We start from the raw sequence: 13,253 nt of genomic DNA, 5'->3' as shown, positions 1-13,253 counted from the left end.
GGAGTTGGTGTAAGGGGTCCGGGTCCTAGCCCTTGACGGCGCCGGCAGTCATTCCGGCCACGATCTGGCGGTTGAAGAACAGGTACATGACCAGCGGCGGGATGGTGATCAGCAGGATGTTCATGAAGAGCAGGTTGTAGGCGGTGGTGAACTGGCTCTGGAAGTTGAACAGGGTCAGCTGGACAGTGGCGTTGGCGTCCCCGGGCAGGAAGTAGAGCGGGTGCTGGAAATCGTTGAAGACGGCCACGGACTGCACCACGATCACCGTGACGATCACCGAGCGCAGCAGCGGGAAGATCACCCGGAAGAAGAGCCGCACGGGCCCGCACCCGTCAATGACCGCAGCCTCGTCCAGTTCACGGGGAATGGTGGAGATGAACGCCCGGAACAGCATGATGCAGAACGACAATCCAAACGCGACTTCGATGAGGATCAGGCCGGGCAGGGTCTTGAACAGCCCCAGTCCTTGGAGGACCCAGATGGTGGGCACCACGGCAGGCGGGATGATCAGGCCGGACAGGATCAGGAAATTGATCAGCGGATTCCAGCGGCTGCGGCGGCGCTGCAGTACCCAGGCAACCATGGCCGCCAGGATCACCATGATGGCTACGCTGGCGACGGTGAGGATGGTGCTGTTGATGAAGGCCGTGACCAGCATGAACCTGCGGGCGGAGAGGACTTCCTGGAAGTTCTCGATCAGGGCGAAGTTGGTGGGCCAGGAAAATTCGAGCTTGTTGGCTTCCCGGCGGTCCTTCATGGCGGTCAGGGCCATAAAGAGCAGCGGGATGACAAACAGCACCACGGTGACGGCGATGGCCAGGATTCCCACGCCGTAGCGCTTCAGGGCGGCGGTCATGCCTCTACCTCCTTGCGGTTCAGGATCATGGACAGGGGCACGATGACGGCCGTGACAATCAGGAACAGAACCACGTTGCCGGCGGTGGAGAGCCCGTAGAAGCCCGCCTGGTACTGCTTGTAGATCACCGAGGCGATGACGTCCGAGGTGAAGCCAGGGCCGCCCTTGGTCATGGCCCAGATCAGGTCGAAGGAACGCAGCCCGCCGATCAGGGACAGGATGATGACGGTTGCGGTTGCGGGACGGGCCAGCGGCACGGTGATATTCCAGAAGCTCTTGAATGAGCTGGCGCCGTCAACTTTGGCGGCCTCGAAATACTCCTGCGGAATGGACACGATGCCTGCGATGAAGATAACGGTCGCGAGGCCAACGCCCTTCCAGACGTCCACGAAGGCTACCGACATCAGCGCCCAGGCAGGGTCCGTGAGCCACTTCGGGCCCTCGATGCCGACGACGGCGAGCGCTTCGTTGATCATGCCCCGGGAGGGGTCCATCAGCACGGTGAAGACAATGCCGACGCCGATGCTGCTGAGCAGGACGGGGAAGAAGATCACGGAACGGAGGTAGCCGCGGGCAATAATCTGCGAGGTGAGGAGCACCGCCAGCAGCATTCCGAGGACCACCTTGAGCGTGGAGGTCACCACGCCGTAGATGAAGGTGTTGGTCAGCCCTTTGAGGAGCGCCGGTTCCGAGAAGAACTGGACGAAGTTGTCCATGCCGATCCACGTGAACTCGGTCAGGTTCCAGCGCGTGAAGCTGAAGAAGAACGAGGCAAAGGTCGGAACCAGAAACAGGGTTGTATAGACGAGCGCGGCCGGCAGGTAGAACCAGTAGGGGTAGGACGACTTGCGCTGGCGCCTCTTGGGTGCCGCGGCTGTCAGGGTCCGCCCGGCAGGAGCGGCCACGGTGGTGTTGGTTGTCATGTCAGTATCTCCAGTTGCCGTCCGGGCCGGCGTGCGGCCCGGACGGCAGGGTTGGTGGCGGAGGTCAGTTCCAGCCGGGCAGGTTCAGCTGCTGAGCCTGCTTCTTGACGTCCTCGTCGTAGAGGGCGGCGCCGTCCTTGGCCGAACGGATGCCCGAACCCACCTCGACGGTGATCTGTTCCAGGGCCGGGCCCTTGACGGGGGAAAGGAACTCGAGGGCCGGGCTGTTCTTGCTCTCGTCCTCGAAGAACGGCAGCATGTCCTTCACCGCAGCCGGGACATCATCAGGCAGGTCGCACCCCTCCACCAGATAGGGGCCGTTTGCGCCCACGGCTTCGGTTTGGGAATCGCAGCCTTCCTTGCTGGCAATGAAGGCCAGGAACTTCTTGGCTTCCTCCACGTTTTGGGTGGACTTGGGCAGGTAAACGCCGCCGGGCAGCCAGACGGTCAACGGGTTCTTGGATGCGTCATCACTAGGAAGCGGGAAGATGCCCAGGTCATTGATCTTGTCCGGGTAGCTGACCTGGATCTCGGGCAGCGCGAAGCTGAGGATCGGGTAATGGGCGCCTTCCCCGTTGACCAGCTTCTCAAGGCCCTGGGCATAGGTGGCAGAGGCGAAATCTTCATTGAAAAGACCGGCCTTGAAGGCTTCCTCCTGGTGTTCGAAGCCCTTGATGGCGGCGGGGTCGGTAGCGTATTTGACCTTGTTCGCCGTGTAGTCCTCCGCAAAGGTGGGATTGGCCGCGGCAACGTTGGCAAAGTCGCCCAGGACGAACAGCTGGGATGTCCACGTGGTCTGGTACGTCTGGATGATCGGATCGATGCCGGCGTCCTTGATCTTCCGGCTGTTCTCCATGAATTCGTCCCAGGTCTTGGGTACGGAAAGGCCCAGCTGTTCGTAGACCTTCTTGTTGTACATGACGCCGCCGGCCGAGCCGGTTCCCACCGGGACACCGTAGACCTCGCTGCCGGATGTGACGACCGGCTTGTAGGAATCCAACACGTTATCCATGTAGGGCTCGCTGGTAAGGGGCACCAGGTTCTGCTCCGGGTTGATCTGCTGGAACAGCGATCCGGTGTTGTAAGAGAACACATCAGCCATATCGCCGGTGGCCAGTTTCGTCTTGACGATGTTGTCACCGTCGCCACCCTGGGGCCGGGTTTCAATTTCGACCTTGATGTCCGGGTTGGCTGCGTTGAAGTCTTCGGCGAGCTTTTCCGCGTAGGTGATGGTGTTCTCGGTGTTGTCGACGAGCCAGGTAATGGTCTTGGCATCGCTGCTTTCGCCTCCGCCGGCGGAGCAGCCGGTGAGGATCAGCGCTGCCGCCGTCACGCTTCCGGCGATTACGGGCCAGCGCCGTTTAGGGGTGGTGTTCATCTTTACCTCCTCGTAAAGCCGCAGGCCCTACAGGTCCTGTGGAACGTTTCAAAGCAGTCATTGCAATCCAATTACTGAGGGATGACTGCCGGGAGTTTTCTTGTAGATCGGTCTACGTTTTTAATGTAAGCCACGCCACGTCCAAGGCGCAAGGGATTTTCGTAGATCAGTCTACAATTTCTTTAGAAACCAATCGGATGGGGACGTTGTGAACGGGCAGCAGAAGCGGGCAACTATCAGTGATGTTGCCGAGCACGCGGGTGTCTCGCGTGCTGCTGTCTCCAAGGTCCTCCGCGGCGCGTACGGCGTGAGCGACGTTATGAAAAAGCGCGTCGAGGAGTCGATGGAAGCCTTGGGGTACCGCCCCTCGGCCCTGGCGCGCGGCATGCGCGGCAGGAGCTTCACCCTGGGCGTCTTCGTCGTGGATCTCTCCAATACGTTCGTCACCGTCCTGATTGAAGGCATCCGTGCTGAAGCGGAGAGCCGCGGCTACCAGGTGTTCATCGGCGAGGCGGACATGGGGCTGGCCCAGCAACAGCAGATGATCGATGCCATGCTGGACAGGAAGATGGATGGGCTGGTACTGATTGCCCCGTTCGGCCCCGAGGAAGAGCTGGAGAGAATCGGCAGAAGCGCCCCCACCGTGGTGCTCGGGCGCCACGGCCCGGGCCAGGGTTATGACACGGTTGCCAGTGACGACATCGCCGGCAGTGCCCTGATTGTTGACCATCTGGTGTCCCTTGGCCACCGCCGGATTGCGCACCTGAAGCACGTCGGCCGGGAGAAGAACGAGAGCACCATGCCGCAGTCGGTTCGTGCCGATGGCTACGTTCAGGCAATGGTGCGCAACGGCCTGGAGAAGGAGGTGGATGTGATCGAATCGCGGTGGAACCACGAAGGCGGCGCCGCAGCCGTTGATTTCATGCTCAAGCGCGACACTCCGCCTACTGCCGTGCATACCGGAACCGACATGGCAGCGTTCGGTGTGCTTGCCCGGTTCTTCGAGCTGGGTCTGCCCATTCCGGAGAACTTTTCGGTGGTCGGCTACGACAACGCCCGTGCTGCATCTCTTCCACAGGTTGCCCTCACCACCGTGGACCAGTCCGGGTTCGAAATGGGCACCCTGGCCACGAAATTCCTGGTGGAGCGGATCGAAGGACGCCAGGAGCCCCAAGCCGCACTGGTCCAGCCGACGCTGATGATCCGCAGGACCACCGGGCCGGCGCCGGACGCCGGCTAGGCGCAGCGGAAGGTTGCGGCACGACGGCTGAAAGCCCGGGTGTGAAGCGGCCCGGTTTCGTCTCCGTGCCGCCCTGCAATAATCTGAACCAACGGTTGTGCGCGGGGTGCAAACGCCGGTACAACAAGCAGCACTGTAAGTTCGGGCCCATCACACCAGACGAGGCGGACACGCATGACGGCTTCAGACCAGCAGCACGCACCACGGCCAGGGATGCCGGTGGATCCACCGAATGGTCCTGCCGGTGCCCGCGGAAGTGCTGCCCAAGACGCTGAAGCACGTGGGGCCGTGGACTCCCACCTCCTCCAACAGCTGGCCGACGCGCACGGAGTGGGCACCTCGTTCCAGGGCTGGGACGGTCTGCCCCATGCCGTTGCCGAAGAAACGCTCATCAAAGTCCTGGCTGCCCTTGGCGTCCAGGCCCACACGAACCAGCAGATCCAGGCAGCCCTTGCGGAAGCGGAGCTGGCGCCCTGGCGGCGGATGCTGCCTCCCGCCGTCGTGATCCAGCAGGGTGAACCCGCGCAGGTTCCGGTCCATGTGCAGGAGGGTGCCATGGCGGACCTCACCATCACGCTCGAAGGAGGGGCGGGCAGCCGGAAAGCTGTGCAGCAGGATGTCTTAACGCAGCCCCGCGACGTGGACGGCGTGTCCGTCGGGCGCGCCACTTTTGCCCTTCCGCAGGACTTGCCGCTGGGCTGGCACACGCTTCACGCCGAATCCGAAAGCACCAGCGCGTCGACCACCCTGGTGGTGGTTCCCGCGAAGCTGGAAACTGCCAAAGCATTGGAAAAACGGCGCGGCTGGGGCCTCGCAACGCAGCTGTATTCGGTGCGGTCCAAGCGGTCGTGGGGGATCGGCGACTTCGCGGACCTGGCTGACCTGGCTGCGCTGAGCGGTGCCCGGGGTGCCGACTACGTGCTGGTCAACCCGCTGCATGCTGCCGAACCGGTGCCGCCCGTCCAGCCCTCGCCGTACTCGCCGTCCACGCGGCGGTTCTTTAACCCGCTGTACATCCGCATCGAAGCCATCCCGGAATTGGCCTACCTCAAACCCCGCAAGCGCGCCCTGGTGGAGCGGCTCCATGAGGAGGTGGCCGGCTTGAACAAGGACGCCAACCGGCTGGACCGGGACGCGGTCTATGCCGCCAAGCTGCAGGCCCTCGAACTCCTGTACCACACCCGCCGGTCGCCGGCCCGGCAGGCCGCCTTTGATGACTTCTGCCGAATTTCGGGCAGTGGCCTGGACGACTTTGCGCTCTGGTCGGCCATCCGCGAGGACCTCGCCCCGGATGATCCGCTGTGGAAGGATCCCGCCTGTGCCTTGGGCACTCCGGAGGCCGAGGCCCTCCGTGAAAAACTCGCCGACCGGATTGGCTTCCACCGCTGGCTGCAGTGGATCTGCGACGAGCAGCTTGAGGATGCCCAACGGACTGCACTGCGCTCGGGAATGCGCCTCGGCGTGGTCCATGACCTGGCCGTCGGCGTCGACCACAGCAGCGCCGACGCCTGGACCCTGCATGACGTGCTGGCTCCCGCCACCAGTGTTGGTGCGCCGCCGGACATGTACAACCAGCAGGGCCAGGACTGGGGCCAGCCGCCATGGCATCCCGCCCGCCTGGCCGAGGCCGGCTACGCGCCGTTCAGGAACATGCTGGCCACGGTGCTGCGGCATGCCGGTGGCATCCGCGTGGACCACATCCTGGGCCTGTTCCGGCTCTGGTGGATCCCGGTGGGCAATGCCCCCGGCGACGGCGCCTACGTCCGCTACGACCACGAGGCACTGATTGGCATCCTCGCACTCGAAGCGCACCGCGCCGGCGCCGTGGTGATCGGCGAGGACCTGGGCACCTTCGAGCCGTGGGTGCGGGACTACCTTGCCGCGCGCGGCATCATGGGCACGTCCATCCTCTGGTTCGAGTACGACGGCGATTCGCCCCTTGCGCCCGAAAAGTACCGCACGCAGGCGCTTGCCAGCGTCAACACGCACGACCTGCCGCCCACCGCCGGGTACCTCGCCGGGGACCATGTGGCCCTGCGAAGCCGGCTTGGCCTGCTGGAGCGCTCCGAAGCGGAGGAGCGCGCCGAGCACAACGCGTCCCTCGAGAAAATGCTCGCCCTGCTGCGGGAACGGGGCTACCTGCCCGACGGCGGCGCCGGCGGCGGATCTTCCGCGTCTGAAGAGCAGACCATCGAAGCTTTGCACCTGCTGCTGACGCAGACGCCGTCGGTATTGCTTGGCGTGGCACTCGTGGATGCGGTGGGGGAGCGGCGCGTACAGAACCAGCCCGGAACCACGGAAGCCCTTTACCCCAACTGGCAGGTTCCGCTGGGTGGACCGGACGGCAGGCCAGTGTTCCTTGACGACCTTCCCGCCAACGCGCGGTTCAACACGCTCCTCGCGGCGGTGGAGGAGGCCTTGCACCCATAGGCCAAGAGAGGACACACAGCAACGCGGAGTCACTTTTCGCCCGTGCCGATGCGTCGGAGCGGCCAAAAGTGACCCCGCGTTGCTTGTAGAAGCGGGCCTACGTTACTGCTGTTCCGGCTAGCTAACCCGCCGTGATGATGTGGGTGGCGTGGTCGTAGCGGAAGGTGACCGGTCCGCCGTCGTGCTCATACAGAATGTTGGCCCCGGGGGACACCCCGCCCGCGCCGTAGCTGACGTCCCAGGTACGATTCAGGGCTGCCTTGAACTCGTAACTGCCCGCAGGAAGGTTCCCGACGGTCAGTTTCCACACGAGGTCAGCCGGGTCCAGGGTGAGCTGGGCCTGGTCGCAGCTGGGCTCCCAGTCCGTGGCGCAGCCCAATGCCTTGTTGAGGCTGCCCGCCACGGCCACGGCTGAGGGCTGCTGGGATGCATACACGGCACTGATGACATGCGTGCTGTTGTCATAGCGGAACGTCACTGTGCCCCCGGGGTGGTCAAGCACGATGTCCCCTCCGCCGGCCGAGCCGCCGGCTCCGTAACTCACATCCCAGGTGCCGTTAAGCGCGGCCTTGTACCCGTACTGTCCCTTTGGCAGGTCCACCGTCAGGCGCCAGATATTGTCCGCGGGGTCCAGCTTCAGCATGGCCTGTGTACAGGATGGCTGCCACGGTTCGGTACAGCCCATCAGCTGGTTCATGGATCCGGCCACGGTCACAGAGTCCGGCTGCGGCGCGTCTCCCACTGTCACGGTCCGCACGTCGCTGACCATGTTGAAACCGGCTCCTGTCATGGAGGCGCGGTACCGCACAGTGATGCCGTCCGCCAGCCGGGACACGTCATCTGTTACCGAGTAGACGGGCGACGAATCGTCGGTTCCGACGGCAGTCCACTCACCGCCGCCCACGCTGCGCTCGAAGGACACCACATGGCTGGCCTTCTCCGGGTCGGCGGTGGCGCTGAGTTCCACCGTGCCCTTGGCGCTGCTGCCTTCCACGGGCTTCTGCAGGGTCAGCACCGGGGCAGGAACGCTTGCCGTGCGCGGCCTGCTCGTGGCCGTGTGTCCGCCGTTGTCCAGCACGGTGGCGCGGTACTCCACAGCAGTGCCGGCGTTCAAGTCCGCCACATCATGGAACACCTGGTAGGGCGCCGTGTCGTCGGTGCCGATCGCCTGCCAGTCCCCGCCTGCCTTCTTCGCTTCGAAGGTGACCTCATAGAACGAGGAACCGCCGACGTCGGCCGTCACCTTAAGGCGCCCGTTGTCACCGGGCGCCGCGGCCGGCTCCTGGAGGACGACGGCGGGAGCGTCCTTTGAGTGCGGAATCCTGCCTGAGGACTGGTACACCACGGCGGAAAGCGGCGGGACGGTGACCGTCAGCTTTCCGTCTGCGGAGGTCTTGGCTTCCTCTGCCCCATTCCCGTACACCCGGGTGTAGTTGCGCTTGGTGATGTAGGTGGGCACCTCCGCCGTCTGGGCCTGCTCACTGTTGTTCAGTGCCACCACATACTCGCGCTGGTCTTCGGCGTCCGTCCGGGAGAAGGCATAAATTCCGGCACCCTCGGATGCGTAGCGGTGCTGGTGGGCGCCGTCCCGCAGCGCGGGATGCTCCTTCGTCAGGGCGGCCAGCTCCCTGATCTTGGCGTACAGGGGGTGACTTGTGTTGAAGTTGTCCGTCGCGTGGGTGGCGTCGGTTCCCAGCAGGTCGTCGTCGAGGTACTCCGGAACCTGGCTGGCGAACAGCGTCTGCCGGGCGTCCTGGTCCCCGCCGGGGCCCGTGAAGCCCTGCTCGTCACCGTAATAGATCACCGGGTTGCCGCGCGAGAAGTACATCAGCTCGTGGGCCAGCTGGTCGCGGGTCACCTGCTCTGCATCGGTTGACCCGGGGTTGTCCGCTGCGATGAAGCTTCCAATGCGGCCCATGTCGTGGTTCCCCAGGAAGGTGGGCAGCTGGTAGACGTTGGAATCGGCGTCGGTGTACCAGTCGTCGCCGGCAAAGAAGGTCTCCAGGCTCTTCGTGCCCTGGCTCTTCGAGGCGAAGTTTCGGGCGGCATCCTGGAACGGGAAGTCGAGCACTGCCTGCATCTGGTTCCGTGTGGTGAACTGCGAGGTGAAGCTCTTGCTGGTGTCGAAGACCTCGCCGAACATAAAGAACTCCTCCTTGCCCTGTTCCTTGGCATAGTTCAGGACGTCCGGGCCAAATTCCTGCCAGAACTCGTCGTTGACGTGCTTCATGGTGTCGATCCGGAAGCCGTCCACGCCGAAGTCGCGGATCCACGTCTTGTAGATGTCCTTCATGCCGTCCACCACGGTGGGGTGCTCGGTGAAGAGGTCATCCAGGCCGAAGAAGTCGCCGTAGTAGGCGTCCTCGCCTGCAAAGGTGGTGTCGCCGCGGTTGTGGTAGAGCGTGGGATCGTTCAGCCAGTCCGGAACTTTGAGGTCCTCTTCTCCCGGTTGCAGGACCGGAACGTAGGGGAAGGACGTCGCGGGGTCGAGCTTCGGAAAGCTGTCAGAGCCTGCGAAGTCACGGTCATCGAACTCCTCGCCGTCCGCGGTCCTGTAGGGCTCTTCATCCTTGGAGGTGTAGCCCTTGCGCGCGCCTTTCCCATCGGGGCCCTCGTAACCGATGACGTCGGCAGTGTGGTTGGTGATGATGTCGAAGTACACCTTCATGCCGCGGGCGTGGGCCTCATCGATGAGCGTCTTCAGTTCGGCATTGGTGCCCAGGTGCGGATCGATCTGGGTGAAGTCGGTGATCCAGTAGCCGTGGTAGCCGGCGGACTTGTCCTCCGGCTGGACGGCCTTGTTCTTGAAACTGGGGGTAAGCCAGATGGAGGTGGTGCCCAGGCCCTGGATGTAGTCGATCTTGTCCAGGAGGCCTGCGAGGTCTCCGCCGTTGTAGAAGCCCTTCTTGGTTGGATCAAAACCGGACACCATGGGATCGGAGCCGAGGCCGCCCTGATCGTTGGCGGTGCTGCCGTTGCTGAACCGGTCCGCCATGACAAAGTAGAAGTTTTCGTCAGTGACAGGGGCACGGAGTGAGTGGGTCGCGGCTACCGAACCCGGATCCTTTGTACCGGGGGCAGCCTGGGCGGGAATTACTGCGGCGGAAACGGCGACAGCTGCTGCGAGGAGCCCTGCTGCCGACCGGAAAGCGGCTGTGCGCGCTGGAGTTCCGGGGTGGCGTGCTGTTGTTTTTGCACACGGGGGCGCGCTGGATGGGGTGCGAAATATCAAGGTTGAGACCTTTCCTGGAGAGCGGCGCTGCTGTACAGGCTTGCGGTGGCAAGGTTGTGCGGCGAGGATGCCAGGTTCACAAGACAACATGCTGACTTGTGAACCACGTCACAACTGTAAGCGCTTGCACCGGATAACTCCAGCGTTTAGGTAATGACCTTCCGCGGTGGGATGCTCACCAGTGTTGAGCCTGTTGTCAGACCCGTCCGGACTATCGGCACGTCTGCTTTCAGCGCCGTCCGAACCAGCGGCAGGGCGGGCAATCAGCTGGCGGGGACCAAGGCAGTGGGCGATGGCGCGTGCACATCGTGGATCACGGGACCGGGCAGTCCGGTGACCGGGTCCAGGGCGAAGGAGGCAACGTTGTCTGAGCGTTCATGGGCCACATGCAGCCACGTTCCCCGCACCAGGTGATGACGGGGCCAGTCGCCGCCGCTGGGTGTGTCCTGCACAGGCAGCAGTTCGGTGCCGCCGGCGCCGACCTCCAGGGTGCTGATGATGTTGGTGCCGCGGACGCCGGCATAGGCGTAGCTGCCGTCCTGGCTGAGGCAGATCTCGGCCGCGGAGTCGCCCTGCTGGCTGCCGCCCGATGTGGCCGGGCCCCGGAATACAAGTTCGAAGGTGCCCGCTTCGGGCCGGACGATGAAGACCTCCACGGAGTACTCGGAGACCACAAAGACGCTGCCGCTCGAGTGCTGCACCAGGTGCCGGGGGCCGCTGCCGAACGGGAGGGCCACTTCGTGGTCCGCGACCAGGCCTCTGCCGGGCACATAGTTCCAGACGCGAAGGATGTCATGGCCCAGATCAGTGGTCATGATGCGTCCATCCTGGAGCATCAGGCTGGCATGGGCCCGGCTTTGCCGTGGTTCGCCGGGAGAAAGGCTGGCATGCGGGTCCGCCGACGGTGGGGCGGGGAAGCGCCCTGTTATGCCGCCGTCGGAATCCAGCTCGTAGAGAAGGACTTGGCCGTCGCCCCAGCAGGCGGCGGTGACGAAGCGTCCATGTGGGTCAACGGCAACATGGCAGGTGGCCTCGCCTGCCGGCTGCGGTGCCCCTTGGGGCTCCAGGCCAAACTCTCCAGCCCTGCGGTAGGCCTGAACCATCTTCCGCTGCTCCGCCACGGCGTACACAACGGGCACCGTGGGGTGCACGGCAACGAACGACGGCGACTGCGCGGCCACAGCGGTGCCCAGCCATTCAAGGCTGCCGTCCTGGTGCGCGCGGAGGGCGCCGATGCCCTCGGCCCGGCCACCTCCGTCCGGGGTGTAGGTGCCGGTCCAGATGATGGTGTCGTCCGTGGCGGAGGTCATGGTTCCATCCTGCCAATAATTCTGCTTCCTTCGGGTGCAACCCGGCGTCCGTTAGCATGGAATTTCCAGCCACGGCAGAAGGAGGTGAGTCCGATTACCGCTGTACCAGTTTCGGGTTCACCCTTCCACCGCTGTCCGGTCCGCTTGGCCTAGATCATGTGCGGGGTGCCCATCGGCTCACCGAAAGGGCGTTCCATGCCGGCTCCTGAATCATCTACCGCTTCCCCTGCTTTTGCCCGTATCGTCTCCGAACTGCGGCGCGCCGGCTGCGTTTTCGCCGAGGAGGAGGCGGGACTCCTCATTGCCGAGGCTTCCAACCCAATCGATCTGGCCCACGACGTCCGACGCAGGGTCGCCGGCATCCCGCTGGAGTACATCCTGGGCTGGGCCTGGTTTGCCGGACGGCGCGTCATGGTGGAACCCGGCGTTTTTGTGCCGCGCCGCAGAACCGAATTGCTGGTGAACGAGGCGGCCGTAATTCTTGAGGCCGCTGGTGCTTCGCAACCCCGTGTGGTGCTCGACCTCTGCTGTGGGTCGGGGGCAGTGGCCGCTGCCCTTGCAATGCGTATCCCGGGGCTCGAGCTGCACGCCGCGGACATCGACCCCGTCGCTGTCAGGTGTGCCAGAGGAAACGTCGAGCCTATGGGCGGCCACGTACACGAGGGCGATCTCTTCGGAGCACTTCCGCTGCTGCTTCGCGGCCGCGTGCAAGTGCTCGCCGTCAACGCACCCTATGTTCCTACCAAGGCCATCCGGACCATGCCGCCGGAAGCCCGGCTCCATGAATCAAGACTTTCCCTTGACGGCGGTGCGGACGGTCTCGACGTCCACCGGCGGTTGGCCGCTGCTGCTCCCGAATGGCTTGGTCCTGCAGGTCATCTTCTTATCGAAACGAGTGAGCAGCAGGCCTTGGCAACCGCCTCGATTGTGTCTGCTGCGGGCTTCACAGTGAGGATCGTCCGCTCAGAGGAGTTGGACGGCACGGTTGTTGTTGGGGCGCTGCCTGACTTTGCCGCAGCACTGCCGCGCTAGTTCCGGGGTTTCCTCCCGGCAGTGTTCGGTACATGTCCTCCACGCACACCTATTCAGGGAGGGGCATCTCCTCCGAATATCCAAGGAACGGCATCGGTTGGAGTTCAGCTCCCCGGATAACATGTCACGCTCGCTCTCCCATTACCGCCCACTTGGGATGATTCCGGTGCCGTGCCTCAACGCGGGCCTTTGCGGTCAGCGGAATCAGTCATCTGTTTCGGCGCGCGACGTCACCCGACTGCTCCTTCGGGCTCCCCGCTTTATTCCCTGGGGTGGGGTGGTGGTGGGGGTTTGAAGTAGTGGTTTTGTTGGGGTTTTTGGGTGGGGTCGATGTGGGGTGGGGGGATGAATGTTGGGGTGCCGTGGGTGGTGGTGATAGTCCATTGTTCTTTGTGGATGAGGTGGTGGTGGTGTGTGCAGAGGAGCGCGCCGTTGGTGGTGGTGGTTGGTCCGCCGTGTGACCAGTAGGTGATGTGGTGGGCTTCGCACCAGGGTGCTGGGATGGTGCAGTTGGGGAAGGTGCAGCCTTGGTCGCGGGCGGTGAGGGCGAGGCGTTGGGCGGCGGTGAAGAGGCGTGTTTTGCGGCCGAGGTCGAGGATTTCGCCGTTGGTGCCCAGGAGGGCGGGGATGATGTCGGCGTCGCAGGCGATTTTGCGCAGGGTGGCGGCGGCGACGGGTCCGGTGAACACGAACGCCCCGGTCCCGGCCCGGGCGCTGGTGTAAGCGCCCGTTTCACTTCCGGCCCCGGTTGCGTTGCTGGTGTTTGTCGTCGTGCTGGTGGCCCTTGCGCCGGTGTCTGTGGGTGTTCCGGGGCGTGGGGTGGTGCGGGGTCCGGTGGCTGTGTCTGTGGTT

General features: G+C 64.1%; 9 protein-coding genes. 3 read left to right on the top strand and 6 right to left on the bottom strand.

Annotated elements, in window-relative coordinates; all coding sequences use genetic code 11:
* Window positions 1-25: 25 nt before the first annotated feature.
* The 3 genes from B5520_RS09040 to B5520_RS09030 all read right to left on the bottom strand — a co-directional run bounded on the left by B5520_RS09040 (window position 26) and on the right by B5520_RS09030 (window position 3,157).
* Window positions 26-856, bottom strand: coding sequence for a carbohydrate ABC transporter permease (locus B5520_RS09040; RefSeq protein WP_079596738.1), 831 nt, complete (start codon window positions 854-856; stop codon window positions 26-28).
* The gene (locus B5520_RS09035) at window positions 853-1,779 is read right to left on the bottom strand and encodes a carbohydrate ABC transporter permease (protein WP_079596737.1); all 927 of its coding nucleotides are present in this window, start codon (window positions 1,777-1,779) and stop codon (window positions 853-855) included. The genes B5520_RS09040 and B5520_RS09035 overlap by 4 nt, the downstream gene beginning before the upstream one ends.
* Window positions 1,780-1,843: 64 nt before the next feature.
* The gene (locus tag B5520_RS09030; RefSeq protein WP_079596736.1) at window positions 1,844-3,157 is read right to left on the bottom strand and encodes an ABC transporter substrate-binding protein; all 1,314 of its coding nucleotides are present in this window, start codon (window positions 3,155-3,157) and stop codon (window positions 1,844-1,846) included.
* A gap of 208 nt (window positions 3,158-3,365) precedes the next feature.
* On the opposite strand from B5520_RS09030, the gene B5520_RS09025 reads away from it, so the two are divergent.
* Together B5520_RS09025 and malQ are read left to right on the top strand one after the other, a co-directional pair.
* Window positions 3,366-4,397: a LacI family DNA-binding transcriptional regulator gene (locus B5520_RS09025; RefSeq protein WP_079596735.1), complete on the top strand. Its 1,032-nt coding sequence runs from the start codon at window positions 3,366-3,368 to the stop codon at window positions 4,395-4,397.
* Window positions 4,398-4,571: 174 nt separating this feature from the next.
* Entirely contained in the window at window positions 4,572-6,827 is a 2,256-nt protein-coding gene (gene malQ, locus B5520_RS09020; protein WP_079596734.1) for a 4-alpha-glucanotransferase, read from the top strand.
* Window positions 6,828-6,948: 121 nt separating this feature from the next.
* On the opposite strand, the gene B5520_RS09015 is transcribed toward malQ, so the two are convergent.
* Together B5520_RS09015 and B5520_RS09010 are read right to left on the bottom strand one after the other, a co-directional pair.
* Entirely contained in the window at window positions 6,949-9,822 is a 2,874-nt protein-coding gene (locus B5520_RS09015) for an alpha-amylase family glycosyl hydrolase (protein WP_254865528.1), read from the bottom strand.
* Window positions 9,823-10,322: 500 nt separating this feature from the next.
* Entirely contained in the window at window positions 10,323-11,369 is a 1,047-nt protein-coding gene (locus B5520_RS09010) for a lactonase family protein (RefSeq protein ID WP_079596732.1), read from the bottom strand.
* Between the two features lie 195 nt (window positions 11,370-11,564).
* Between B5520_RS09010 and B5520_RS09005 the strand changes: the two genes are divergently transcribed.
* A complete protein-coding gene (locus B5520_RS09005) occupies window positions 11,565-12,401 on the top strand; it encodes a putative protein N(5)-glutamine methyltransferase (protein WP_079596731.1) in 837 nt (278 codons plus the stop codon).
* Window positions 12,402-12,661: 260 nt separating this feature from the next.
* Here the strand turns inward: B5520_RS09005 and B5520_RS09000 are convergent.
* Window positions 12,662-13,253: HNH endonuclease signature motif containing protein (locus B5520_RS09000; RefSeq protein ID WP_254865527.1), on the bottom strand; the 592-nt coding region annotated here is incomplete at its 5' end.

The sequence above is a fragment of the Arthrobacter sp. P2b genome, from assembly GCF_900168295.1.
Taxonomy (GTDB): domain Bacteria; phylum Actinomycetota; class Actinomycetes; order Actinomycetales; family Micrococcaceae; genus Arthrobacter.
The sequence above is the reverse complement of the archived record's forward strand: the minus strand, read 5'-3'. Positions and strand labels throughout refer to the sequence as shown.

Excerpts from the sequence above, each read along its gene's own strand:
- B5520_RS09035 (WP_079596737.1), bottom strand. The coding sequence starts at position 1,779 with ATGACAACCAACACCACCGTGGCCGCTCCTGCCGGGCGGACCCTGACA.
- B5520_RS09005 (WP_079596731.1), top strand. The coding sequence starts at position 11,565 with ATGCCGGCTCCTGAATCATCTACCGCTTCCCCTGCTTTTGCCCGTATC.
- B5520_RS09030 (WP_079596736.1), bottom strand. The coding sequence starts at position 3,157 with ATGAACACCACCCCTAAACGGCGCTGGCCCGTAATCGCCGGAAGCGTG.
- B5520_RS09040 (WP_079596738.1), bottom strand. The coding sequence starts at position 856 with ATGACCGCCGCCCTGAAGCGCTACGGCGTGGGAATCCTGGCCATCGCC.
- malQ (WP_079596734.1), top strand. The coding sequence starts at position 4,572 with ATGACGGCTTCAGACCAGCAGCACGCACCACGGCCAGGGATGCCGGTG.
- B5520_RS09010 (WP_079596732.1), bottom strand. The coding sequence starts at position 11,369 with ATGACCTCCGCCACGGACGACACCATCATCTGGACCGGCACCTACACC.
- B5520_RS09015 (WP_254865528.1), bottom strand. The coding sequence starts at position 9,822 with ATGGCGGACCGGTTCAGCAACGGCAGCACCGCCAACGATCAGGGCGGC.